Raw genomic sequence first — 23,135 nt, forward strand, 5'->3', positions numbered from 1 at the left:
GGTCACACCAGCGGGTTGCGGTTGGGCGTCAGCTTGTTGGCCGCCACCAGCACGGCGATGCACACCAGCGAGGTGATGATCACCAGCAGGTTGGCGTGATCGTCCTGCCCGGCCTGCACCGCCTCGTACACGGCGATCGACAGCGTCTGCGTCTTGCCGGGGATGCTGCCGGCCACCATCAGGGTCGCGCCGAACTCGCCCATGGAGCGGGCGAAGGCCAGCAAGGCGCCGCCCAGCACGCCGCGCCACGCCAGCGGCAAGGTCACGCGCAGGAACACGGCCCACGGCGACAGGCCCAGCACCTGCGCGGCCTGCTCCAGTTGCGCGTCGATGCTTTCAAACGCGGCGCGCGCGCCCTTCAGCACCAGCGGGAACGCCACCACGGCCGCCGCGATCACCGCCGCCTGCCAGGTGAAGATCAGGTTGATGCCGAAATGCTGCTGCAGCCACGCGCCCAGCACGCCGTTGCGGCCGATGACCACCAGCAGATAATAGCCCAGCACGGTGGGCGGCATCACCATCGGCAGGGTCAGCAGCGCGTCCAGCAGTTCGCGGCCGGGGAAGCGCTTGCGCGCCAGCAGATAGCCGAGCGCCACGCCCAGCGCCAGGTCGATCAACGTGGCCCACAGCGCCACCTTCAGCGACAGCCGCAACGCCACCCAGGCTGGATCCAGGGCGTCCACTTATGGCCGACCGAAGCCGTGCCTGGCCAGGATGGCCTGCCCAGCCGGCGATTGCACATACTCGGCAAACTGGCGGCCGGCCGCCGCTTGCGGGCCGGCGGCGATGACGGCGATCGGATAGGCGACCGGCGTCGCGGTCGGCACGGCGGCCACCACGATGACCTTGTCTTTGACCACGGCGGCATCGGTGGCATAGACGAAACCGGCATCGACCTCGCCGCGCGCCACGTAATCGAGACACTGACGCACCGAGCCGCCGAGGATCAGCCTGGGTTCTACGGCGGCCCACAACCTGGCGTGCTCCAGCGCGGCCTTGGTGTAGCGGCCCACCGGCACACTGGCCGGATTGCCGATGGTCACGCGCGCCACGCCGGCCTGCGCCACGTCGGCCAAACTCCTCAGCGACACCTTGCCGCCTCGCGGCGCGATCAGCACCAGGCTGTTGCTGGCGAAATTGCGGCGAGTGCCGGCGGCCAGCAGCTTGAGGCCATCGGCCTTGTCCATGGCCTCCTGGTCGGCCGAGGCGAACACGTCCACCGGCGCGCCCTTGGCGATCTGCTGCACCAGCGGGTCGGAGGCGGCGAAGTTGAATTGCACCTTGTCGCCGGCGTGCGCCGTCTCGTAAGCCGCGCCGATTTCCTTGAAGGCGTTGGTCAGGCTGGCCGCCGCCGATACCGTGATCTCCGCCGCGCCCGCCGTACCGATCAGCGCCGTCAGCGCCATCGCAACCATCCTCTTCCCCATGCATCCTCCGCCACCGCAATAAACTCGATTATATAACGGTTGGCGTGGTAAAGTTGCGGTTCGCTATTTTTCACCGCCTCCCATGTCCCACCTGAAGTACCTCAGCGCCTACAACGAGCAGACCCAGCAGCAAGTCTCGCAGCTGATCGCCCAGAACCGCCTGGGCGAGATCCTGCTCAAGCGCTACAGCAAACCGCACGACCTGCGCACCGACCGCGCGCTGTACCAGTACGTGCAGGACTTGAAGACGGAATTCCTGCGCAACGCCGAGCCGATCAACAAAGTGGAGTACGACAGCAAGATCCACGTGATCAACCACGCGCTGGGGTTGCACACCTCGGTTTCACGGGTACAGGGCGGCAAGCTCAAGGCCAAGCATGAGATCCGGGTGGCGACCATGTTCAAGGAAGTGCCGCTGGAATTCCTGCGCATGATTGCGGTGCACGAACTCGCGCACATCAAGGAAAAGCAGCACGACAAGGCGTTCTACAAGCTGTGCACCTACATGGAGCCCAACTATCACCAGTATGAGTTCGACCTTCGTCTCTACCTGACCCAGCTGGAGACCGAAGGCCGAAAATTGTGGGCCTGAATTACCGCGCTGGCTTGCGGCGGCGCGCCCAGCCAACCTGCCAGGTCAGCGACGACAAGCCGCTGAACGCGGAATTGAAGTTAAAGGTGGTCCAGGTGCCGGTGTAGTTGAAAGTCTGCTGCACGGGCCAATTTGACATGCCTTGCGGAAATTGCGTGGCGCACGCCGCGACGCTACGCCATGCGGCGCAGCAGGGCCTCGCCGTCGTTCTCCACCATCATTAGCGCCGCGTGCTGCGGGCGCACCAGCTCCTGCTCGGTGGCATGACGGACGAAGCTGACCAGGCCATCGTAGTAGCCATCCACGTTCAGCAAGCCGATTGGCTTGGAGTGGATGCCCAGCTGCGCCCAGGTCAGCACCTCGAACAACTCTTCCAGCGTGCCGAGGCCGCCAGGCATGGCGATGAAGCCGTCCGAAAGCTGCGCCATCATGGCCTTGCGCTCGTGCATGTCCTTGACGATGAACTGGCGCGTCAGGCCGGTGTGCCCCACTTCGCGCTCGACCAGCGCGGTCGGGATCACGCCCGTGACTTCGCCGCCGAGGCGCAGCACCTCGTCGGCGATCACGCCCATCAGGCCCACCTTGCCGCCGCCGTAGACCAGCGACAGGTTGCGCTCCACCAGCGCCCGCGCCAACGCGCGCGCCTCCTCCGCAAAACGTGGCGAGGCGCCGGGATTGGCGCCGCAGTACACACAAATCGACTTGTTTTCGAACTTAGCCACCTAGTTTTTCCTCTTCCAGTTCTTTTTGCGCCGCCGCCTGATCCAGCCGCTCGGTGGCGTCGCGCACGTTACAGCAGGCGGCCTGCCGGTACAACTCCATGGCTTGCGCCATCCGGGTTTTCCTGTCCAACATCCGCAGCGCGCGCGCGTACTGGATGCGCACGATGGCCGAGTCCGGGTTCAGCCTGAGCGCCTCGTCAAACTGGCGGTAGGCCTCCTCCTTCTTGACGCCGTAGGTCAGGCCGGCCAACACCGCGCCCACCTTGTCCAGGATCTCGGCGTGGTACACCCCCAGCGCCGTGTGCGCATCGGCGCGTTGCGGCGCCAGCCTGATCGCCATGTCGAGACTGCGCTTGACCTTGGGCCCCAGCCCTTGCGCCAGCGCCTTCACAATCGAAATCCCCTGCGAATACTGGCCCAGCGCATAGGCGTGCCAGTAATAGCCGGCCGGATTATCCGGCTGCTCGAGCTGCTGGCGCTCGCAGCGCTCGGCCACGCATTCGAAGGTGGCCAGACGCTTCTTCAGATTGGGCTCCAGATAATTGGTGTGCATGCAGATGGCCTTGTGCGCCACCGCGTAGCCACTCACCCCGACGTCCAAACCCAGCCGCGCGGCCCGCTCGAACTCGCCGGCGTGGAAGGCGATCCATGCCTGCTGCAGGGCCGGATGGGCGGGGAACACCTCGCGGTCGCCGGCATGCAGTTGCGGCCAGGCCGCTTGCAGGCTCTCCGGCGTGTGTCGATAGGCTGGGTCGGGATACGGGAAAGGGGTCCACGCCATGAGGCCTCCGATTCTACTTCAACTTCTTCAGGTATTCTTCGGACAGTTTCTGGAACAGCAGGCTGGTTTCATTGCGCAGATAAGGGCCGATCTGCGACAGCACCTGGTAACAGCCGCGCGCCAGCGCGTCGGCCATCGACTGCTGCTCGCTGTACTTGCGCGGATTGCGCACGTACTCGTAGGACAGCCAGTACGTCGCCACCACCACCATGTTGGTGGCCATGGCGTCGATGGCGTTGTCGGACGCCTCCAGCGATTTCTCGCTGCGCAGGTCCTCGCACAGCTGCTTGGCGACCTTGATCTTGTGCGCCAGGATCTGCTTGAAGTGCAGCTCCAGCTTGCGGTTGCGCGACAGCAGGTCGTTCAGGTCGCGGTAGAAGAAACGATAGCGCCAGATCAGTTCAAACATCAGGTGCAGGTACAGCCACACGTCCTCGATGTTGGAACGGCGGCCGTTCGGCACGGTCAGGATGCGCTCGATCTCGGCCTCGAACTGCACGAAGATCGAGTTGACGATATCGTCCTTGTTACGGAAATGGTAGTACAGGTTCCCCGGCGAGATATTCATCTCCTCGGCGATCACCGTGGTGGTGATATTGGGCTCGCCGAACTCGTTAAACAGGCGTAAGGACAGCTCTAATATGCGTTCGCGGGTGCGGCGGGGGGCTTTTTGTAGCATGGCGGGGAGACCTCTGTTTTTTCTGGTGCAAGCATAACACCGATGCTCATCACAGAGGAACACCCACGCATGCTTTTAGGCGCACATAGCGCGCAGATGCCGTTATTTAGCCTTCTTCGCGGCCGGCTTGCCGGTGGCGGTCTTCTTGGCCGCGGGCTTCTTCACGGCCGGTTTGGCGGCGGCCTTGGTCCCGGCCTTTTTCACCGCCGGCTTGGCGGACAGCGCCGCCACCTGCCTGGTCAGCTCGTCGATGCGCTGGTGCAGCGCGTCGACCTCCTGCCGGGTCGGCACGCCGATCGAGCTCAGCGCGCGCAGCACGCGCTCCTCGAACAACTGCATGGAAAAGAACTTGCCCTCGTCCTCCTGGGCCTTGGCGAAGGCGGCCAAGCCGGCTTGCCAGATCTCTTGCGACGACATGCGGACCGCGTCCGCCAACTGATCATCGTTCTTCTTCAACTTCTTAGCCATGTCCATCCCATGCGTGCTGTTTGCCGATATTTTATTCTAGCCGAGCACTTCTAGAGAATGGTTACTAATGCGGCAGCGGAACATCGGCCGGCACTTGATGCGGCTTCATCCATTTCTGGTGAAGCTTGAGGAAGCTGCCATCGCGCTTCATGTCGCGCAGCGCGCCGTCCCAGGCGTTGATGGTGGCGGCCGGCGTGCCGCCGGAGAAGGCGAAATGCACGTCGATCTGATCGAGCCGGAAAGCCACCTCCACCTCGCCGGCCGGATAGCCGCTCTGGCGCAACGCGTCGACATACAGCTCCTCGCCGTCGAACCACAGGTCGAAGCGGTGATTCATCAACATCCTGGCGGCGGTGGCGGAGGTATTGGTTTCGTCCGACAAATTGTAGCCCTGCGCGCGCGGCAGGCTGACGAAGATGCTGCCGCGCCGTCCGCCGGCGCGCAACGTGCGCGGATCGACGTTCTGGCGCTGCCACTCGGCCGGCGCGCCCTTGCGCGCGAACGCCGTCACGCGGGTGCTGAAAATGGGGCCGACAAAGCGCATGCTGCGCTCGCGTTCTGCCGTGCGCACGATCGACAGCAGCATCACGCCGGGCTCCGCCACCGCCAGCGTATTGGCGCGCGCCCATGGCACGATCTCGATCGGATCGTGCTGGCCCAACCGGTCCTGGATCGCCAGCGCCAGCTCCACGGCGAAGCCATCGGGCCGCGCGCCGTTCTGGAAGCTCACCGGCTTGCTCTCCATGCCATAGATTTTCAACGGCGCAGCCTGGCCCGCGCCGGCCAGCAGCAGGCACAGGGCACAAGCGAGGCGTATCAGGTTCATGCACTGGATAGTACCTCAAGTTACCGGCTTGAAAGTATGGCCTTCAGGAGTAAGGAAATTCTGATTCCGTTGTCGGAAAATGGCGAACAGATTTTTGCGCCGCCTATGAAGAACGATAAAACTATCGATATCATAAATCCAATCAATTATAGCCATCAACAGCGGTGCCATATAGTCAGTCTTAACACCTCAACTGACAAGGATCCCACGATGATGCTATCCCCCCTGAAGGCCGAGGCCGCTGGCCCCAATCGAGCGTTCACGGCAATCACTCTCCCGAACATGGCGACGCTCGTACGGGCGAGGTAAGTTGCCCGCCAAACGAGCACGCGGCGCTGGCCGGCTATGCCGCGGTCGGCCACGGGCGAGGTGTCCGGCCTCATGTCTTCCACCTCAAATGCGACAACAACTCTTGATCTACTCGAAAAATAATATGAGCTTTCTTTTTAACATAGCCAATCTGAAGGTAGGCACGCGCCTCGCGTTGGGGTTTGGCATCCTGATGTCGTTGATGCTGGGCCTGACCGCGACCGGTGTGTACCGTGTCAATCGTATCAATACCAGCCTGGCCACCATTGGGGACGCCAACAGCGTCAAACAACGTTACGCCATTAACTTCCGTGGCAGCGTCCATGATCGCGCGATCGCTTTGCGCGATGTGGTACTTGAATCGGACCCCGGGGCTACGCAGCGACAACTCGCCCTGATCACAACATTGGCCGCCAACTATGCCCGCTCCGCCACCCCAATGGACGCGTTGTTGCGGGCAGGGAAAATGGATCAGCTCGAAGCCGACGCATTGCGCGACATCGCGGCGGTTGAAATCCGAGCGTTGAAGGCGACCGACGAGGTGGTGCGGCAAAAGTTGGCGGGCGATCTGGCATCCGCCCAGCGTGTGCTGCTGCACGAGGCCAGGCCGGCCTATGTCGACTGGTTGAACAACATCAATGTGCTGATCGATCTCGAGGAAGCCAAAAATAAGGCGGAATCAGCCGATGCCCGCGCTGTCGCCCAAGCCTTTGCACAACTGATGATTGGCTTGTCCGCGCTGGCGATCGGCTTGGCGGCGGTGATCGGCTGGATCATCACCCGTAGCGTGGTGGGGCCGATCAGGCAAGCGACCGCGGCGGCGCGCACCATGGCGACCGGCGATCTGACATTGTCTATCGACGCCAGCAGCAGCGACGAAGGTGGGCGCATGCTGCTGGCCTTGCGCGAGTTGCGCGACAGCTTGGAGGTCACGCTCAGGCAAGTAAGACGGCAGGCGCTCAGCGTGGCCGGCATTGGCGCCGAGATCGAAGCGGACAACCAGTTTTTGGACATGCGCACTTCTCAGCAGGCGACAGCGCTGGAAGAGACGCACGCGGTCATGCAGCAACTTAGCGCGCACGTCCAACACAATGCGCTCCGCGCACAACAGGCCCAACAATTTGCCGACGAGGCCAAGGCGGTGGCGGCACAGGGCGGCACGGCGGTAGCGGAGGTGGTGGCCACGATGCGGGCGATCGACGAAAGCGCCCGAAAAATCGGCGATATCATTGCCGTCATCGACTCGATCGCGTTCCAGACCAACATCCTGGCACTGAACGCGGCGGTGGAGGCGGCGCGCGCCGGCGAGGCCGGGCGCGGCTTCGCCGTGGTGGCGGCCGAGGTGCGCAACCTGGCCAGCCGTTGCGCCAGCGCCGCCATGGAGATCAAGCTGTTGATCTCGGCCAGCGAGCAAAATGTCGAGACCGGCGGTGTCCTGGTCAACCGCGCTGGCACCACCATGTCCGCCGTGGTTGGCTCGATATCGAAGGTGGCCGACATGATGGGCGGCATCCGCCAGGCCAGCGACGAGCAAGCAAAGGACGTGAGCAGCGCCGGCCAGGCAGTGGCCATGATGGACGGCGCCACCCGTGAGAATGCGGCATTGGTGACGCAGACCGCGAAGGCATCAGGCCAGATGCGGCTCAACGCGCAACAATTACTGGACGCGGTTGACGCGTTCGCCCTGGCGCCAGATGAGACGCCTGGTGAGCGTCCGCCGAACACCGGCCATGGTGCCGGCAGAAAAGTCTTACTGGAAAACTCCGCCAAATCACGGTAATCCAGGTCGCGACAGCAAGCGGGGCGACGACAACTCGCGGTTGCTCAACCGGTCAACGCGGCGAGAATTGCGCTCCCCCGGCGCGGGCACCGGCGCCCGGTAGGGGCGGCTTACTCCACCACCCTGGCTTCCTGGATCGCGGGCCCGGGGCCGCCGTGCATTTGCGCCTGCAGGCGGAAGCCTTCGCGGATGTTCTCGCGCAGCACCGCCCCCTTCCACGGCTTGGTGTAGAAGCGGTCGATGGCGCCGTGGTTGATGGCGGCCATGATCGGCGTCAGGTCGGCGTAGGCCGACAGCATGATGCGGAAGGTGTCCGGACACAGGTTCTTGACCCGCTCCATGAACTCGGTCCCGCTCATCAAGGGCATGCACTGGTCGCACAGGATCACCTGCACCCGGTGCCGCGCCAGGATGTCGAAGCCCTCGGCCGCCGTCTGCGCGGTCAGGATGCGGTAGCCGTCCTGAGACAGGAAGTCGGTCAGCACGTCCAGCATGAAGGCGTCGTCGTCGACGATCAGCAGGGTCTGCTGATCGACCACGTCCTCGTTCGGCGGCGCCTGCATGCGGCGGCCCTCGCGCAGCATGGCCTCGAACTCGTCCTCGGGCAGCGGCCGGCTGAAGAAGTAGCCCTGCATCTCGTCGCAGCCGTGGCGCCGGAGGTAGGACAGCTGCGCGTCCTTCTCCACCCCCTCGGCCACCACGTTCAGCTTGAGGCTGTGCGCCATGTTGATGATGGCCAGCACGATGGCGGCGTCGTCCGGGTTGCTGGTCACCTCGCGCACGAAGGCGATGTCGATCTTCAGCTTGTCGATCGGGAAGCGCTTGAGGTAGGCCAGCGAGGAATAGCCGGTGCCGAAGTCGTCGATGGAGATCTGGATCCCCAGCGCCTTCAGGTTTTGCAGCACGGTGATGGTTTCCTCGGCGTTGGACATCAGCGAGCTCTCGGTCAGCTCCAGCTCCAGCAGCTCCGGGGCGATGCCGTGCTCGCGGATGGCCTTCAGCACCTCCTCCTCCAGCCCGCCGACGAAGAACTGGATGCCCGAGACGTTGACCGACAGGCGCACCGCGCCGGCCTGCGTCTTGTGCCAGTGGGCGATCTTGCGGCAGGCCTCGTGGATCACCCAGGTGCCGACCCGCACGATCAGGCCGGTCTCCTCGAGGATGGGGATGAACAGCGCCGGCGACACCATGCCGTGGCCCGGCCGCTGCCAGCGGATCAGCACCTCGGCGCCGCTGACGCGGCCGCTGTCGATGTGCACCTTGGGCTGGAAGAACAGCACGAACTCCTCGTTCTCGATGGCGCGCCGCAGCGCGTTCTCCAGGTCCAGCCGCGCCAGCGACTGCGCGTTCATCTCGGCGGTGAAGAAGCGGAAGGCGTCGCGCCCGGCCTCCTTGGCGCGGTACATGGCGGTGTCGGCGTACTGGATCAGGGTGTCGGGCTCGGTGCCGTCGTCCGGGTAGACGGCGATGCCGATGCTGGCCGTGACCGTCGCCTCGTGCCCCTTCAGGTCGAACGGCCGGCGCAGCGCCTCGCGGATCTTGTCGACCACCGCGATGGCGTTCTGCGCGCCCTCGGGCAGCATCAGGATGGCGGCGAACTCGTCGCCGCCGAAGCGGCCGATGGTGTCGCGCACGCGCAGGCAGTCGACCAGCCGGCTCGAGAACTGGCGCAGCAGCTCGTCGCCGATGGTGTGGCCCAGCGTGTCGTTGACGTTCTTGAAGCGGTCGACGTCGAGGAACAGCACCGCCAGCGACCACTTGTGGTCCTCGGCCTGGCGCAGCGAGTGCGCCAGCGAGTCGTAGAACTGGCTGCGGTTGGGCAGTCCGGTCAGGGTGTCGAAGTGCGCCAGCTTGAGCAGGCGCTGCTCGGCCTCCTTGCGCTCGGTGATGTCGCGCGCCACCGCCACCAGGATCCAGTTGGCGCCCGAGCGCAGCGTGCGCCGCTGCACCTCCACCGCCAGCGCCGAGCCGTCCCTGCATTGCAGCAGCAGCTCGGTCATGGCGCCGCTCTGGTCGCCCGCCAGCAGCTTGTCGTACAGCTCCTCCAGCTTGTGCAGGTCGCCCTCGAGCGAGCGGTTGGGGCCGACCTTGAGGAAGTCCTCGCGCTCGAAGCCCAGCATGCGGCAGGCGGTGGCGTTGACGTCGACGAAGCACATGCCGGCGCGGTCGACCAGGAAGATGGCGTCGGCGGTGGCGTCCATCGCCAGCCGGAAGCGGCGCAGGTCCTCGTCCAGGCGGATGCGCGCGTTCATGTCCAGCGTCAGCTGCGCGTGGTGGCGCTTGATCTCCTCGTACAGCAGCAGGTTCTCGTAGGCCACCGCCAACTGCGCCGCCACCGTGCCGGCCACCCGCTCGTCGACCTCCGAGAAGCCGTCCGCGCCCAGCTTGTCGACCAGGTACAGCCAGCCGTGGGTGCGCTCGCGCGAGGCGATCGGCACGCCCAGGAAGGAGTGCACCGGCGGATGGGTGGGCGGCAGGCCGACGCTGGCCGGGTCGCCGTTCAGGTCGTTGATGCGGCACGGCAGGCGCTGGTCCAGCAGGCCGCGCAGCACGCCGGCGCGCGGGGTCTGCGCGATCTGCCGCGCCGGCATGCCGGCGCCGCAGCTGGCAAAGTAGCTCAGCTCACTCGCGCCCGGCTCCAGCACGCCCAGGCAGGCGTACTTGGAGACGCAGATGTTCTGCGCCACCCGGCAGCCGATCTCCACCAGCGCGGCCGGGTCGCGCTCGGCGCCGAGCTCGATGCCCAGCTCGATCAGCGCGGTCAGGCGCAGGCTCACCGCCTGCAGGCTGGACAGCGAATGCGAGAGCCGCTGCGTCATGCGCGACAGCGGTTCGGCGCTGTCCTGCTCGCTGTCGCCGGCCAGCTGGGTGATCAGCTGGCTGCTCGACTCCAGCTCGTCCAGGTACTCGGCCACCTTGTGGTCGATGTCGTGGAGGCGGCCCTCCGGCGGCGGCTCGGGCGCGAACGCCGGCAGCCCCGCGGCCGGCGGCGCGCCCTCGGCCAGGCCCAGCGCCTCCTGCACCGTCTGCAGGATCACCTCCGGGTCGGACGGCTTGGGCAGCACCCAGCGCACGCCGCACGACTGCGCCACCGCCATGGCCTCGCGCTCGCGGTAGGTGGCGGTGTAGAAGATCACCGGCACGTTGGCGGTCTCCTCGTGCTCGTGCATGCGGGTGACGAACTCGTAGCCATCCATGTTGGGCATCAGGATGTCGGAGATCACCAGGTCCGGCTTTTCCGCCAGCACCATCTTCAGGCCCTCGGCGCCGTTGGACGCCTCCAGCAGGCGGTGGCCGCCGTAGCTCAGCAGCGTCATCAGGAACTCGCGGTTGAGCACGTGGTCATCCACGATCAGGATCGTGGCCGTGTCGTTCTTGCCCGGGGACGACACCGCCCCTTGTAAAAAAGACTCGATCTGCGTGACGAAGGTGTCCGGCTCGATGGGCTTGCCGATGTAGCCGTCGAAGCCGGCCTCCAGCAGCTTCTCGCGGTCGCCCACCATCGCCAGCGCGGTCACCGCCAGCGCCGGGATGTGGCGCACGGCCGGATCGGACTTGAGCGCGGCCACCACGCCGTAGCCGTCCAGCTTGGGCAGGTGGACGTCGCAGATGATCAGGTCCGGCAGCTCGCGCCGGGCGGCGGCCACGCCGGCCTCGCCGTCGCTGGCCGACAGCGGCGTGTAGCCGAACGCGCGCAGCAGGTACACCATCAATTCCATGTTGGTGGCGTTGTCTTCGATAATCAGGATCCGTGCCGACACGCGTCCCTCGCTTTCTTATGGTTCCAGCGGCAGCGCCAGCGTGAACACGCTGCCCACGCCGTACTCGCTGTCAAATAAAATCTCGCCGTGCAGCAGCGACGCCAGCTTGCGGCTCAGGTGCAGGCCCAGGCCGGTGCCCTCGAACTGCCGCAGCGCGCCGGCGTCCAGCTGCGAGAACGCCTGGAACAAGGTGTCGCGCTGCTCGCTGCCGATGCCGATGCCGGTGTCGCTGACGCTGATGGTGGCGCACGGCCGCTGGCCCACCACCGCCTTGGCCAGCCGCACCAGCACCCTGCCGTTGTTGGTGAACTTGATCGCGTTGTGGACCAGGTTCATCAGGATCTGCTGCACCGCCCGGCGGTCGCTGCGCACCGTCACCTCCTCCGGCGCCGCCTCGAACTCCAGCGCCAGGCCCTTGCTGCGCGCCTGCGGCTTGAACGAGTCCAGCACCTCGTCGATCAGCGGCCGGCACGACAGCGGCGCCACCTCCAGCTCGATCTTGCCCGACTCGATGCGCGTCAGGTCCAGCAGATCGTTGATCAGCGACAGCAGGTGGCGCGCGCTGCTTTGGACCATGCGCAACTGTTTGTTCTGCTCGTCATTAATGGGCCCGGGCAACTTCATCAGCATAGTACCCGTAAACCCGATGATCGCGTTGAGCGGCGTGCGTAATTCATGGGACATGCCGGTCAGGAAGCGGTCCTTGGCCGCCACCGCCCTGGCCAGCTCGACGTTCTTTTCCTGCAGCGTGCGCTCGAACAGCTTGCGCTCGCTGATGTCGCGGATCGCGCTCATCACCAGCGCCCCCTCCTCCGTGTCGACCGGGCTCAGGCTGATCTCGACCGGGAACTCGGCGCCGTCGCTGCGCAGGCCGTAGAGGTCGCGGCCGCTGCCCATGGGCCGCACCATCGGCTGCGCCGCGTAGCCGGCGCGGTGGCGCAGGTGGGCGCCGCGGAAGCGCTCGGGCATCAGCGACTCCAGCAGCATGCCGCGCAAATGCCCGCGCGGGTAGCCGAACAGGTGCTCGGCCTGGCGGTTGGCCAGCACGATGCGGCCGGCCGCGTTGGCCATGATGATGGCGTCCGGCATGGAGTCGAGGATGCCGTCGTAGCGCGCCTCCACCAGCTTGGCGTCGCGCAGCACCTTGAGCTGGGTGACGTCCTTTTTACTCCACAGAATATAGGCGGGCTGGCCATCGTCGCCACGCACCAGCTTGCTGGAGCTGTCGATGTAGACCAGCGTGCCATCCTTGGCGCGGCGGATCGACTCGTAGCTGGCCACGCCGGCGTCGAGGGTGTGGCGCAGCACCTCGGCGCCCTCGCCGCGCAGGGGCGGCGGCATGATCAGCTCGTCCAGCCGGCGGCCCAGCGCCTCGGCGCTGGTGTAGCCAAAAACGGCTTCGGCGCCGTTGGTCCAGCACACCACCACGCCGTCGGGCGTGGTCAGCACGACGGCATCCGGGGTTTCGTTCAGGATCAGGGTGCCGAAATCGATGGTCATCGCCTCGCCTTATTGCTACGCGCACAGGAATAACCATACAGCAACGCGGCACGAAGATCCTCACACAAAATCACACATGCGCGGCCTCGATCTCCCGCAGCGTGCATTGCATGATGGCGGGATGGCGCCCCAGCGCCACGTGGCCTATGGCGCCAAACACCAGGTTGCGGGCGCCGGGCAGCGCGCTGGAGTCCTGCGGCGCGATGATGTTGTCGTGGACAGAATAGATGGAACTGATCAAAGTCCGTTGCGTAATTGCCTCAGACGCGGCCAGCGCGGCCAGCCAGGCGCTGTCGCGGCGCATCTGCGCGGCGTTGCTGCCGGGGCCGAAGTGGGCCAGCGCGGTGCCATGGTGCGGCGTGCCCAGCGTGATCACGCGCGCGATGTCGGCGCCGCCGTGGCGGCGCAGGTAGGCGCGCGCCACCAGCCCGCCCATGCTGTGGGCGACGATGATGACTTGCGGGCTGCCAGTCTCGCGGCGCAGGCGCGCCACCGCCGCCGCCACCTGCGGCACGTAGTCGTCGATCGAGGCGCCCGGCGGCTCGAGGTCGATGCCGTAATGGCTGACGCGCGCCGCGCGCAGCAGCTTGCTCATCGGTAGCCAGTAGCCGCTGTTGCAGGCGTAGCCGTGGATCAGCAGCACCGGCAGGCCGCGCGCGTCCGCCACCAGTCGCAGGCCGATCGGCCGCAGCATGTAGTAGGACGAGGTCAGCATGGAGGAGTGGAACTCGTGCCAGAACAGACGCGCCGCGCGCAGCGCAGTGAGCGCGTGGTCGGGCGGGGTGACGCTGCCGGCGCGCCAGCTCAGGTAAAAGTTGTTGGCCGAGATCAGCAGCCGCGCCAGCAGCACCAGCAGCAGGCCCAGCGCCAGGCAGGCCGCCAGCCTGGACGGCGCGCCGGGCGCGGCCTCCGCCGCCGGCCGCCACCAGGCATAGAGGCCGGCCGCCAGCAGGCCGGCGACCACGGCCTGCAGCAGCAGGAGCAGTATCAGCAATCGTTTGATCATGCGCGCATGATAGCGCGATTGCGCCCGCTCAGGCGGCCGCCGGCCGCGCCGCCGGCTTGCCGCTGAGCTCCTGCGCCAGTCCGCTGGCCAGGCGCGCCACGATGCCGTAGATCGACAGCTGCGGGTTGGCGCCGATCGAGGTCGGGAACAGCGAACCGTCGTGCACCGAGACGTTGGCCAGCCCGTGGTAGCGGCCGCGCGAACTGGTCACGCCCAGCCGCTCGTCGTCCGACATGCCGCAGCCGCCCATCACGTGCGCCGAGGCCAGCTTGGTCTGCAGCACCTTGTACGGCAGCGCGGCGATCGCGCTTTTGGCCTGGGTCCAGCTGGTGTAGGGCTGGGCGCGCTCGTGCACCGGCATCACGCTGCTGGCGCCGGCGGCGAACTGGATCTCCGCCATGGTCAGCAGCGCGCGGCGGGCGCCGTCCCAGATCGCCTCGCCCACGGGGTAGTCGAGCACGGGGGCGCCGTTCACCATCTCCACGCTGCCGCCCGGCGCGCCGTCGTTGAAGCCGTCGCGCAGCAGCGCCAGCGTCACGTGCAGGTGGGCGAACTGGCGCATCAGCTCCGCGTGCTGGGCGCCGAAGCCGGTCATGATCGACGAGAACAGCAGCGGATGCAGCGGCGGCACCTCCAGCTTGTAGCCGAGCGGGCCGTCGATGCGCCCGGTGTGCAGGAAATGGTCCGAGTACACCGTCTGCGGCGCGCCGGCGTAGGCCTGCACCGGCTGCTTGCAGGTGGCCACCGAGGCCAGCGACGGATGCAGGAAGGTGCGCTTGCCCAGCAGGCCGCGCGGATCGGGCGCGGCCGAGCGCAGCAGCAAGGCCGGCGTGTTGATGGCGCCGCCGGACAGCACATAGTGCCTGGCGCGCAAGGTTAGGCGGCGGCCGGTCGGGCCGAGGCCGTCGGCGGCCAGCGCCACGCAGTCGAGCCCGGTCACGCGGTCGCCCTGGATCAGCAGTCGCTCGGCGCGCGCGCGCGTCAGCAGGCGCGCGCCGTGCGCCAGCGCCGACGGAATGGTGGTGACCAGCATCGACTGCTTGGCGTTGGTCGGGCAGCCCATGCCGCAGTAGCCGAGGTTCCAGCAGCCGTTGACGTTGCGCCGTATCAGCCCGGTCGGTATGCCGAGCCGGGCCGCGCCACGGCGCAGCAGGTCGTTGTTCTCGTTGGGCGGGGTCGGCCAGTCGCTGATGTGGAGGCGCTGCTCCATCATGGCGAACCACGGCGCCAGCGCCTCCGGCGTGTAGTCGCCCAGGCCGAAGCGCTGGACCCAGTGGCGCAGCGTGATGTCGGGCGTGCGGAAGCTGCTGGTCCAGTTGACGGTGGTGCCGCCGCCCACGGTGCGCCCCTGCAGGATGGCGATGCCCTTGTCCTTGGTCTTGCGCGCGGCCGCCTCCTGGTACAGCGCCGGATAGGCCTCGGCCTCGCGCATCTTGAAGTCCCGGGACGACTTCAGCGCGCCCTCCTCGACGATCAGCACCTTGAGGCCGGACAGCGCCAGGATCTCGGCGGTGACGCCGCCGCCGGCGCCGCTGCCGACGATCACCACGTCCGCCTCCAGCGTCTGGTCGTCCCGCAGTTGCGCGCAGTCGGTCACCTGCCAGCCGGCGGCCAGGCCGGCCTGGATCGGGTCGGGAATCACGCTCATGTCGTCAACTCCTTGAGCGGGCCCGGATAGCCGATGCGCTCCCAGCTGGACGGGTCGCCATACCAGGCGCCGATGATCAGGTCATGCAGCGCCTGGTAGGCGATTTGCAGCGTCTGCAGGCTATGGGTGCGCCAGCTTTGCAGGAAGGCCGCCACCTGTAGCGGATCGGCGCGTTCCCAGCCGCCGCCCACGCCGGCCAGCAGGCGGCGCGCCGGCCCCAGCGCCAGCAGGCCGAACAGATCCTGTATCTCTTTTTGCGTGGCCAGCGGCAGCCCCAGCACGGTGTCGCGCACGCGCGCGCTGGCGGCCGCCAGCGCGGCGGCGCGCGCGGCCGGCGCCTCCGGCAGGACCGGCCCCAGCATGGCGGGGATGACGGCCTCGAGCACGGTCTGGGCGGCGCCCTCCAGCGCGAAGCGCTGCGGACCGGGCCGGTGGGCGAGGCGATAGATGGCGCCGCCGGCGGCGAGGGTTAACGCGCCGGCCACGCCGATCTTCAGAAAAGATCTGCGGGGTTGCTGCATAGTCTCCGTCCATTTTTTATGATTTTGTCTAGTGTAATGGAAACTGCAACCCCGCTCGCGGGCAAAAATAGAGGCTGGCGTCTATTTCGATTCAGGCCGCCGGGCGCGGCTCAAGGGGCATCCTTGCCGGCGCGCCCGCTCATGTGGCGGGCGATGCCGCGCAGGATGTTGACCTCCTCCTTCTCCAGCCGGGCGCGCGCGAACAGGCGCTTCAGGCGCGGCATCAGCTTGCGCGGGTTGCCGGCGTCGAGGAAGCCGATCGCCACCAGGGCCTGCTCGAGGTGGGCGAACATGCCCTCGATCTGCTCGATGCTGGCGGCCTCGCCCTGGAAGCCGACCTCGTTGGCGTCGCCCGCCGGCAGGCGCGGCGTCAGCGCCACGCCGGCGCCGTCCAGCACCGCCATGCGGCACTCGTAGGCCAGCACCTGGGCCGCCTGCGACAGGTTGAGCGAGGAATATTCGGGATTGGCCGGGATATTGATCAACACATTGCATTTCTCCACCAGCTCGTTGGGCAGGCCGAAGCGCTCGTTGCCGAAGATCAGGGCCGCGCGCAGCGCGGGCTGGGCCACCAGCTGTCCGGCCAGCTGGCGCGGCGACAGCACCGGCGGTGAGAATTCGCGCAATCTTGCCGAAACGGCGGCGGCGTAGTTGACGCCCTCGAGCGCCTCGGCCATGCTGCCCACCACGCGCGCGCCGCTTAAAATGTCCTGCGCGCCGCTGGCGAAGGCGACCGCCTCGGGGTCGTGCAGCGCGTCGCCGCAGCGCGGCGCCACCAGCACCAGGTCGCTGTAGCCCATGGTTTTCATGGCCCGCGCCACCGCCCCGATATTGCCCGCGCGGCTGGTTTCGACCAGAATAAATCGCAGCTGTTTGAAAAGATTCGTGTTGATTTGGGGCAGGTTCATTTAAAATAGCGCAATCGCGCGGTATCGATACGGAAATTCAGCCAGAATTTTACCCTGTCGGCGCCGCCCCGCTCTTTGTCATTTTGTCTCCCTGTCGTGCCGCCGGGCTGGAATTCCCCCGGTGGGCGTTAGCATTTTTATACGGAAAAGCCCATGCATCCAATGATCAATACGGCCGTGAAGGCCGCCCGCCGCGCCGCCGCCGTCATCAACCGCGCCTCCTTCGACCTCGATCGCGTGATCGTGACCGAAAAGAACCACAAGGACTTCGTCACCGACGTCGACCAGGCCGCCGAGCAAGCCATCATCGAGGTGCTGTCCAAGGCCTACCCCGACCACGCCTTCCTGGGCGAAGAATCCGGCGCATCGGCCAACGCGCACGACGAGGCAGAATACACCTGGATCATCGATCCTATCGATGGCACCACCAACTTCATGCACGGCTTCCCCCAATATTCGATCTCGATCGCGCTGTCGCAGCGCGGCGTGATCACGCAGTCGGTGGTGTACGACCCGGTGCGCAACGACCTGTTCACCGCCACCAAGGGCGCCGGCGCCTACCTGAACGAGAAGCGCATCCGCGTCGGCAAGCTGGACCGCATCGCCAACGCCCTGCTGGCCACCGGCTACCAGACCGGCAACCCGGCCGCGCTCAAGGAATACCTCGAGATGTACGGCATCATGGCCGAGCGCTGCCAGGGCGTGCGGCGCGCCGGCAGCGCCGCGCTGGACCTGGCCTACGTCGCCTGCGGCCGCCTGGACGGCTTCTACGAGAAGGGCCTGAAGCCGTGGGACATCGCCGGCGGCGCGCTGCTGGTGACCGAGGCCGGCGGCATCGTCGGCGAGTTCAACGGCGAATCCGAGTACCTGTACAAGGGCGACGTGATCGCCGCCAGCCCGAAGGTGTTCGGTCAAATGGTCGGCCTGCTCGCCCCGTACGCCTGAGTTCCTCACAGGCTGTTACAAAAAAAGGGAGCGCATGCTCCCTTTTTTATTTCCTTATTGAAACAAGCTGCTATACTGAAAGTTGCGGCATCGCTCAGTCCGATGCCGCAAACCAAGAATCCTCGACTGAATTATCGAATTATTATGTCCTTTTCTTCCCTCGGTTTGTCCGACGCCCTCGTCCGCGCAGTGAGCGAAACCGGCTACACCGCGCCGACCCCGATCCAGCAGCAGGCCATCCCGGCGGTGCTGAACGGCGGCGACCTGCTGGCGGGCGCGCAAACCGGCACCGGCAAGACGGCCGGCTTCACGCTGCCGCTGCTGCACCGCCTATCGACCGACGCCGTGGGCGTCAAGCAAAGCAGCAACAAGACGCCGCGCGCGATCCGCGCGCTGATCCTGACCCCGACCCGCGAACTGGCGGCCCAGGTCGAGGAAAGCGTGCGCGTGTACGGCAAGTACACCAACCTGAACTCGGCCGTGATCTTCGGCGGGGTCGGCATCAACCCGCAGATCAAGCAGCTCAAGCACGGCGTCGACATCCTGGTGGCCACGCCGGGGCGCCTGCTGGACCACATGGACCAGGGCACGGTCGACCTGTCGAAGATCGAGATCCTGGTGCTGGACGAGGCCGACCGCATGCTCGACATGGGCTTCATCCGCGACATCCGCAAGGTGCTGGCCGGCCTGCCGCCGAAGCGCCAGAACCTGCTGTTCTCGGCCACCTTCTCGGACGAGATCAAGGCGCTGGCCGACGGCCTGCTGAACAAGCCGGCCACCATCGAGGTGGCGCGCCGCAACTCGACGGTGGAAATCATCGCGCAGAAGATCCACCCGGTCGACCGCGACAAGAAACACCCGATGCTGGCGCACCTGATCAAGTCCAACAACTGGCACCAGGTGCTGGTGTTCACCCGCACCAAGCACGGCGCCAACAAGCTGGTCGAGCAGCTGGAGAAGGACGGCATCGGCGCCATGGCGATCCACGGCAACAAGAGCCAGTCGGCGCGCACCAAGGCGCTGGCCGAGTTCAAGGACAACAAGCTGCGGGTGCTGGTGGCCACCGACATCGCCGCGCGCGGCATCGACATCGACCAGCTGCCGCACGTAGTCAACTACGACCTGCCGAACGTGCCGGAGGACTATGTGCACCGCATCGGCCGCACCGGCCGCGCCGGCGCCACCGGCGAGGCGGTGTCGCTGGTGTGCGTGGACGAGCACCAGATGCTGAAGGACATCGAAAAGCTCATCAAGCAGACCCTGCCGCGCGACGTGATCCCGGGCTTCGAGCCGGATCCGGCCGCGCGGCCGCAGCCGATCCAGCTGCGCAGCGGCGGTCCCGGCCACCGCAACGGTCCGGGCCGTCAAGGCGGCGGCGCGCGCAAGCCCGGTAACGGCGGCGGCAACGGCGGCCAGCCGCGCGGCGCCAATGGCGGCGGTCCGCGCGCCGGCGGCAACGCCCCACGCGGCAACGGCGGCGGCGCCCAGCACCGTTCCGGCGGCCGCGGCCGCTAACCCCCGGCGCCCCCCGCAATCCGGGGTCAGGTCCTCCATTTCTACACGGCCACAGCCGTAGCGACACACTACAGTTGTGGCCGTGTTCAAATGGAGGACCTGACCCCGGATTTTGGATTAGGATAGCGGCTCGACCACCGACCGCTATCAGTCCATGCCCAAGTTCGCCGCCAATCTGTCCCTGCTGTACACCGAAGCGCCTTTCCTGGAGCGCTTCGCGCTGGCCCGCGAGGCCGGCTTCGACGCCGTCGAGTTCCTCTCCCCCTATGCCTTCGCGCCGGATCTGATCGCCGCCCAGCTGCGCCAGCACCAGCTCCAGCTGGTGCTGTTCAACCTGCCGCCGGGCGACTGGGAGGCCGGCGAACGCGGCATGGCCTGCCTGCCGGGCCGCGAGGACGAGTTCCGCGCCGGCGTCGCCACCGCCCTGCGCTACGCCCAGGCGCTCGGCGTCACCCAGCTGCACTGCATGGCCGGCAAGCCGCCGCCCGGCCTCGACCCGCGGCTGGCGCGCGCCACCTATGTCGCCAACCTGCGCTACGCCGCCGCGCAATCGCGGCCGGCCGGCATCAATTTGCTGATCGAGCCGATCAACCACTTCGACATGCCCGGCTATTTCCTCAACCGCAGCGGCCAGGCGCTCGACATCATCCGCGAAGCGGCCTGCCCCAATCTGTTCCTGCAGTACGACGTCTACCACATGCAGCGCATGGAGGGCGAGCTGTGCAACACCATCCAGGCCCATCTGCCCCTGATCCGGCACATGCAGGTGGCCGACACGCCCGGCCGCCACGAACCCGGCAGCGGCGAGATCAATTACCGCCACCTGTTCGCCTTCCTCGACCGGATCGGCTACGACGGCTGGATCGGTTGCGAATACATCCCGGCCGCCGGCACCGACGCCGGCCTCGGCTGGCGACAGGCGCTGACCACCTAGTCTGCGCCCGCGCAACACGCGGAAGTTCACCACCGGCAACAATCGTCCTACCAACCGTGGAGTGCCCCATGAAACTGTCTCGCCTGTTCCTGATCCTCGGCCTGCTGGCCCTTCTCGGCGGCTGCGCCAGCAGCACGCCGCGCATGGCCGACGTGCGCGCCTTCGCCGCCGAGGCGCCCAAGCTGGGCGCGTTCCACGAGCTCACCGAGCGCTACCGCAACACCTACCAGCGCGAGCAGCCCTACCTCTCGCCCGAGGCCGACGCCCGCGCGCGGCAGCTCGACGCCCGCCGCCAGCAGGCCTGCGACGACTTCGTCAAGCTGCACTACGGCCTGCAGGCGTATATGCGGACCCTGGGCAAGTTGGCCGGCGACAACCAGTACGACCTCGAGGACCAGGTGAAGAACGTCAGCGGCGGCATCAAGGCCTGGCCCGATTCCGGCATCGACGACCGCCACGTCAACGCCCTCGCCGGCCTGACGCGGCTGGTCTCGCGCGGCCTCACCCGCCAGCTGCAGGACAGCGCCGTCAACGATCTCATGCGCGAGGGCCAGCAGCCGGTGCAGGAGGTGCTGGACGCCATGCGCACCCTGTTGCGCCTGTACGACAAGACCAGCGACAACGAGGAGAAGACCGTCATCGGCATGCTGGAAAGCGAGATCCCGTTCCGCGATCCGCAGCGCGACCGGCTGCTGCTGGCCCTGGCCAGGGCGCAGCAACAGCAGAAGCAGGCCGAGTTCCGCCTGATCGGCCTGCGCTACACGCTGGCGCGCCAGAACCTGGACGCCATCGAGCGCCAGCACCGCGCGCTGGTGGCGCAAATCCCCGCCCAACCGTAAGGAGCCGCCATGAGCAACCTCCCAAAGCAGGCCGCGCTGGAAGCGCTGGCCGATCAGTTGTCGGCCTGCGCCGACGCCATCCACCGGCGCCTGATGCGCGCCATCCGCAAGCCGGCGGCGGACGGCGGCATCCCCGGCATTTCGCAGGGCGTGGCGCAGGCGCTGTTCGAGAACGAGGTGGCGCTGCGCCAGCGCGCCAACGGCCTGTACCTCGACGCCGCCGCGCTGGCCGCCGCCGGGCTCGAGGCGCACCAGCGGCAGCTGCTGGCCCTCACCGCGCGCGCGCAGGAAAAGATCGACCGGATCGACCGCATCAAGGATCTGGTCGACCTCGCCGCCGAACTGCTGACGCTGGGCGCGGCGGTGGCCACCGGCAAGCCCGACAAGGTGCTGGCGCCGCTGGAGCAGCTCAAGCACCACCTCGACGCGCTGTAGAACGAATCGGCGCCGCCACGGTCCAACGCCGTAAGGAGACCACGGCATGAACGGACTGGACGACCCTCAATGGCGGGCGCTGCGGGCGCGCCTGGAGCACGCGCGCGCCGCCCTGCTCAGCCAGCTCGCCGACGATCTCGACCGCGACACCGACCTGCGCCAGCCGCTGCCGCACGTGGCGGAGGCCTCGCCGGCCGACAACGCCAGCCAGCGCGCGCTGCACACGGCGGTGCACGAGGCGGCCGCGCACACGGCGCGCCAGCTCGACGTGGTGCGCCACGCGCTGGCCAAGTTCGACGACCAGAGTTACGGTTTATGTGAAAGTTGCGGCGGCGCCATCGGCTACTCGCGGCTGGACGCGCGCCCCGAGGCGCGCTTCTGCATCAATTGCCAGACGCGGCTGGAGCAGCGCCGGCGCCGCGGCGCGGGGCGCTAACCATCGCGCCACGGCTGGTCGCGGATCTGCGCCACCTGGCGCCGCGCCATCAGGCGCCACAGCCGCAGCGCGTCGGCCGGCGCCGCCACGGTCATGGTGCGCGGCGCCGCCAGCGCGATCTCGCAATCGCGGTCGGACCACTCGGCGAAGCGCACCGCGCCGCCGCCCGACACCTCGAGCTCGTACATCAGGCCGTCGTCGTAGCCGAAGCGCAGCACCGCGCTGCCGGGACCGCCGTCGGCGCCGCCCGCCTTGCCGCCATACACATCGGCCAGCGCGGCCGCCATCTGCGCCTCGGACGGCGCGCTGACCTCGCGCCCGTCCGGACCGGTGAGCACTAGCCATGCCTGGGTCATTGCCGCCTCCCGCTGTTCGGTTGGGTGTAGCGGCTATCATACCGAAAATCGCCGGGCGCGCCGCCATCGTCGCCGATACGCAACAACGCCGGCCATCGGGCGACGCCGGCCCGGCCTACAGCAGGACCGGCAGCGAGTTGGGATCGAAGTCGCGCCAGTCGCCGCCAGTGATGCTGCCCTCGGCGCGCTCGATGTCGCGCGCGCCCAGGCGGCGCAGCACCTCCAGCGCGCGCTGCTCGTGCGCCGCGTCATCCACCGCCACCGCGATCAGCATGCCGGACTTGCGCGGCGCCTGCTGGTTGCTGCCATCGGCGTCCGGCTCGCCGGCCTCCTTCATCTTGTGCAGGCTGTACAGCGAACCGACGTGGGCGCCGACCAGCGCGCCCACCACCGGCCCCACCGGACCGCTGACCGGGATGGTGGCCGCGCCCACCACCGCGCCGGCCACGGCGCCGGTGGCGCCGCCCTTCACCACCCCCTCGTCGCTCTCCCTGGCGCCGGGCGATTTGTCATGGTCGCCGCCAAGCTCGTACACATCGTGCTGGCCGGGCGGATTGACGTAAAAGGAACTGATGCGGGCGGCGGCGAAGCCGGCGTCGAGCAGCGCCAGGCGCGCGTCGGCGATTTCATCTTGCAACTGGAAATGGCCCGCGATAATCGTGCTCATGGTCTTCTCCTGTCGTGAATTAAAGCGCAGTATCGCCGCGCGCGGCCCGCGTTTCCGTGCGCTCACGCACGACGCGGCGA

General features: G+C 67.3%; 24 protein-coding genes. 8 read left to right on the forward strand and 16 right to left on the reverse strand.

Annotation, left to right across the window (positions count from 1 at the left end; all coding sequences use genetic code 11):
* Nucleotides 1–2 precede the first annotated feature (2 nt).
* Nucleotides 3–674 carry a molybdate ABC transporter permease subunit gene (gene modB / locus FHW83_RS25265; protein WP_176649204.1) on the reverse strand — a complete coding sequence of 224 codons (672 nt, stop codon included), beginning with the start codon at nt 672–674 and terminating at the stop codon, nt 3–5.
* A gap of 9 nt (nt 675–683) precedes the next feature.
* The gene (gene modA, locus FHW83_RS25270; protein ID WP_176649127.1) at nt 684–1,427 is read right to left on the reverse strand and encodes a molybdate ABC transporter substrate-binding protein; all 744 of its coding nucleotides are present in this window, start codon (nt 1,425–1,427) and stop codon (nt 684–686) included.
* A gap of 82 nt (nt 1,428–1,509) precedes the next feature.
* On the opposite strand from modA, the gene FHW83_RS25275 reads away from it, so the two are divergent.
* Nucleotides 1,510–2,019 carry a M48 family metallopeptidase gene (locus tag FHW83_RS25275; protein WP_176649128.1) on the forward strand — a complete coding sequence of 170 codons (510 nt, stop codon included), beginning with the start codon at nt 1,510–1,512 and terminating at the stop codon, nt 2,017–2,019.
* 1 nt (nt 2,020) lies between these two features.
* Here the strand turns inward: FHW83_RS25275 and FHW83_RS25280 are convergent, their stop codons facing one another.
* The 6 genes from FHW83_RS25280 to FHW83_RS25305 all read right to left on the reverse strand — a co-directional run bounded on the left by FHW83_RS25280 (nt 2,021) and on the right by FHW83_RS25305 (nt 5,495).
* Entirely contained in the window at nt 2,021–2,158 is a 138-nt protein-coding gene (locus FHW83_RS25280; protein ID WP_176649129.1) for a hypothetical protein, read from the reverse strand.
* Nucleotides 2,159–2,192: 34 nt separating this feature from the next.
* Nucleotides 2,193–2,741, reverse strand: a complete 549-nt coding sequence (locus FHW83_RS25285; RefSeq protein WP_373997268.1) for a TIGR00730 family Rossman fold protein — start codon at nt 2,739–2,741, stop codon at nt 2,193–2,195.
* Nucleotides 2,734–3,522 carry a hypothetical protein gene (locus tag FHW83_RS25290; protein WP_176649130.1) on the reverse strand — a complete coding sequence of 263 codons (789 nt, stop codon included), beginning with the start codon at nt 3,520–3,522 and terminating at the stop codon, nt 2,734–2,736. Before FHW83_RS25290 ends, FHW83_RS25285 begins: the two co-directional genes overlap by 8 nt.
* A gap of 13 nt (nt 3,523–3,535) precedes the next feature.
* Entirely contained in the window at nt 3,536–4,201 is a 666-nt protein-coding gene (locus tag FHW83_RS25295; RefSeq protein WP_166100382.1) for a TetR/AcrR family transcriptional regulator, read from the reverse strand.
* A 102-nt stretch (nt 4,202–4,303) separates the two neighbouring features.
* Nucleotides 4,304–4,669 carry a phasin family protein gene (locus tag FHW83_RS25300; protein WP_176649131.1) on the reverse strand — a complete coding sequence of 122 codons (366 nt, stop codon included), beginning with the start codon at nt 4,667–4,669 and terminating at the stop codon, nt 4,304–4,306.
* 64 nt (nt 4,670–4,733) lie between these two features.
* On the reverse strand, nt 4,734–5,495 hold the full coding sequence (locus tag FHW83_RS25305) for an ABC transporter substrate-binding protein (RefSeq protein ID WP_229224359.1): 762 nt from the start codon (nt 5,493–5,495) through the stop codon (nt 4,734–4,736).
* Nucleotides 5,496–5,892: 397 nt separating this feature from the next.
* On the opposite strand from FHW83_RS25305, the gene FHW83_RS25310 reads away from it, so the two are divergent.
* Nucleotides 5,893–7,584, forward strand: a complete 1,692-nt coding sequence (locus tag FHW83_RS25310) for a methyl-accepting chemotaxis protein (protein ID WP_176649132.1) — start codon at nt 5,893–5,895, stop codon at nt 7,582–7,584.
* Nucleotides 7,585–7,694: 110 nt separating this feature from the next.
* Here the strand turns inward: FHW83_RS25310 and FHW83_RS25315 are convergent, their stop codons facing one another.
* From FHW83_RS25315 to FHW83_RS25340, 6 genes are all read right to left on the reverse strand, one after another.
* On the reverse strand, nt 7,695–11,345 hold the full coding sequence (locus FHW83_RS25315; protein ID WP_176649133.1) for an EAL domain-containing protein: 3,651 nt from the start codon (nt 11,343–11,345) through the stop codon (nt 7,695–7,697).
* Between the two features lie 15 nt (nt 11,346–11,360).
* Nucleotides 11,361–12,845: a PAS domain-containing sensor histidine kinase gene (locus FHW83_RS25320; protein ID WP_176649134.1), complete on the reverse strand. Its 1,485-nt coding sequence runs from the start codon at nt 12,843–12,845 to the stop codon at nt 11,361–11,363.
* 70 nt (nt 12,846–12,915) lie between these two features.
* Nucleotides 12,916–13,851: a triacylglycerol lipase gene (locus FHW83_RS25325; protein WP_176649135.1), complete on the reverse strand. Its 936-nt coding sequence runs from the start codon at nt 13,849–13,851 to the stop codon at nt 12,916–12,918.
* A 28-nt stretch (nt 13,852–13,879) separates the two neighbouring features.
* Complete coding sequence (locus FHW83_RS25330) at nt 13,880–15,499, reverse strand: GMC family oxidoreductase (RefSeq protein ID WP_176649136.1); 1,620 nt, start codon at nt 15,497–15,499, stop codon at nt 13,880–13,882.
* Nucleotides 15,496–16,020 carry a hypothetical protein gene (locus FHW83_RS25335; protein ID WP_176649137.1) on the reverse strand — a complete coding sequence of 175 codons (525 nt, stop codon included), beginning with the start codon at nt 16,018–16,020 and terminating at the stop codon, nt 15,496–15,498. Before FHW83_RS25335 ends, FHW83_RS25330 begins: the two co-directional genes overlap by 4 nt.
* A 110-nt stretch (nt 16,021–16,130) precedes the next feature.
* A complete protein-coding gene (locus FHW83_RS25340) occupies nt 16,131–16,928 on the reverse strand; it encodes an RNA methyltransferase (RefSeq protein WP_176649138.1) in 798 nt (265 codons plus the stop codon).
* 162 nt (nt 16,929–17,090) lie between these two features.
* Between FHW83_RS25340 and FHW83_RS25345 the strand changes: the two genes are divergently transcribed.
* The 6 genes from FHW83_RS25345 to FHW83_RS25370 all read left to right on the forward strand — a co-directional run bounded on the left by FHW83_RS25345 (nt 17,091) and on the right by FHW83_RS25370 (nt 22,032).
* Nucleotides 17,091–17,873 (forward strand): inositol monophosphatase family protein, encoded by a 783-nt coding sequence (locus FHW83_RS25345; protein ID WP_176649207.1) that lies wholly within the window; start codon nt 17,091–17,093, stop codon nt 17,871–17,873.
* A gap of 144 nt (nt 17,874–18,017) precedes the next feature.
* Nucleotides 18,018–19,388, forward strand: a complete 1,371-nt coding sequence (locus FHW83_RS25350) for a DEAD/DEAH box helicase (protein ID WP_176649139.1) — start codon at nt 18,018–18,020, stop codon at nt 19,386–19,388.
* 154 nt (nt 19,389–19,542) lie between these two features.
* Complete coding sequence (otnI, locus tag FHW83_RS25355; RefSeq protein WP_176649140.1) at nt 19,543–20,322, forward strand: 2-oxo-tetronate isomerase; 780 nt, start codon at nt 19,543–19,545, stop codon at nt 20,320–20,322.
* A gap of 68 nt (nt 20,323–20,390) precedes the next feature.
* Nucleotides 20,391–21,161 (forward strand): hypothetical protein, encoded by a 771-nt coding sequence (locus FHW83_RS25360; RefSeq protein ID WP_176649141.1) that lies wholly within the window; start codon nt 20,391–20,393, stop codon nt 21,159–21,161.
* A gap of 9 nt (nt 21,162–21,170) precedes the next feature.
* Nucleotides 21,171–21,596, forward strand: coding sequence for a hypothetical protein (locus FHW83_RS25365; protein ID WP_176649142.1), 426 nt, complete (start codon nt 21,171–21,173; stop codon nt 21,594–21,596).
* Between the two features lie 46 nt (nt 21,597–21,642).
* Nucleotides 21,643–22,032, forward strand: coding sequence for a TraR/DksA family transcriptional regulator (locus FHW83_RS25370; protein ID WP_176649143.1), 390 nt, complete (start codon nt 21,643–21,645; stop codon nt 22,030–22,032).
* Here the strand turns inward: FHW83_RS25370 and FHW83_RS25375 are convergent.
* Complete coding sequence (locus FHW83_RS25375; protein ID WP_176649144.1) at nt 22,029–22,388, reverse strand: hypothetical protein; 360 nt, start codon at nt 22,386–22,388, stop codon at nt 22,029–22,031. The two genes, FHW83_RS25370 and FHW83_RS25375, sit on opposite strands and share 4 nt — an antisense overlap.
* A 115-nt stretch (nt 22,389–22,503) precedes the next feature.
* The gene (locus FHW83_RS25380; RefSeq protein ID WP_176649145.1) at nt 22,504–23,055 is read right to left on the reverse strand and encodes a glycine zipper domain-containing protein; all 552 of its coding nucleotides are present in this window, start codon (nt 23,053–23,055) and stop codon (nt 22,504–22,506) included.
* Nucleotides 23,056–23,135: the final 80 nt, after the last annotated feature.

It is taken from the genome of Duganella sp. SG902 (assembly GCF_013376005.1).
In the GTDB taxonomy this organism is placed as follows: domain Bacteria; phylum Pseudomonadota; class Gammaproteobacteria; order Burkholderiales; family Burkholderiaceae_D; genus Rugamonas.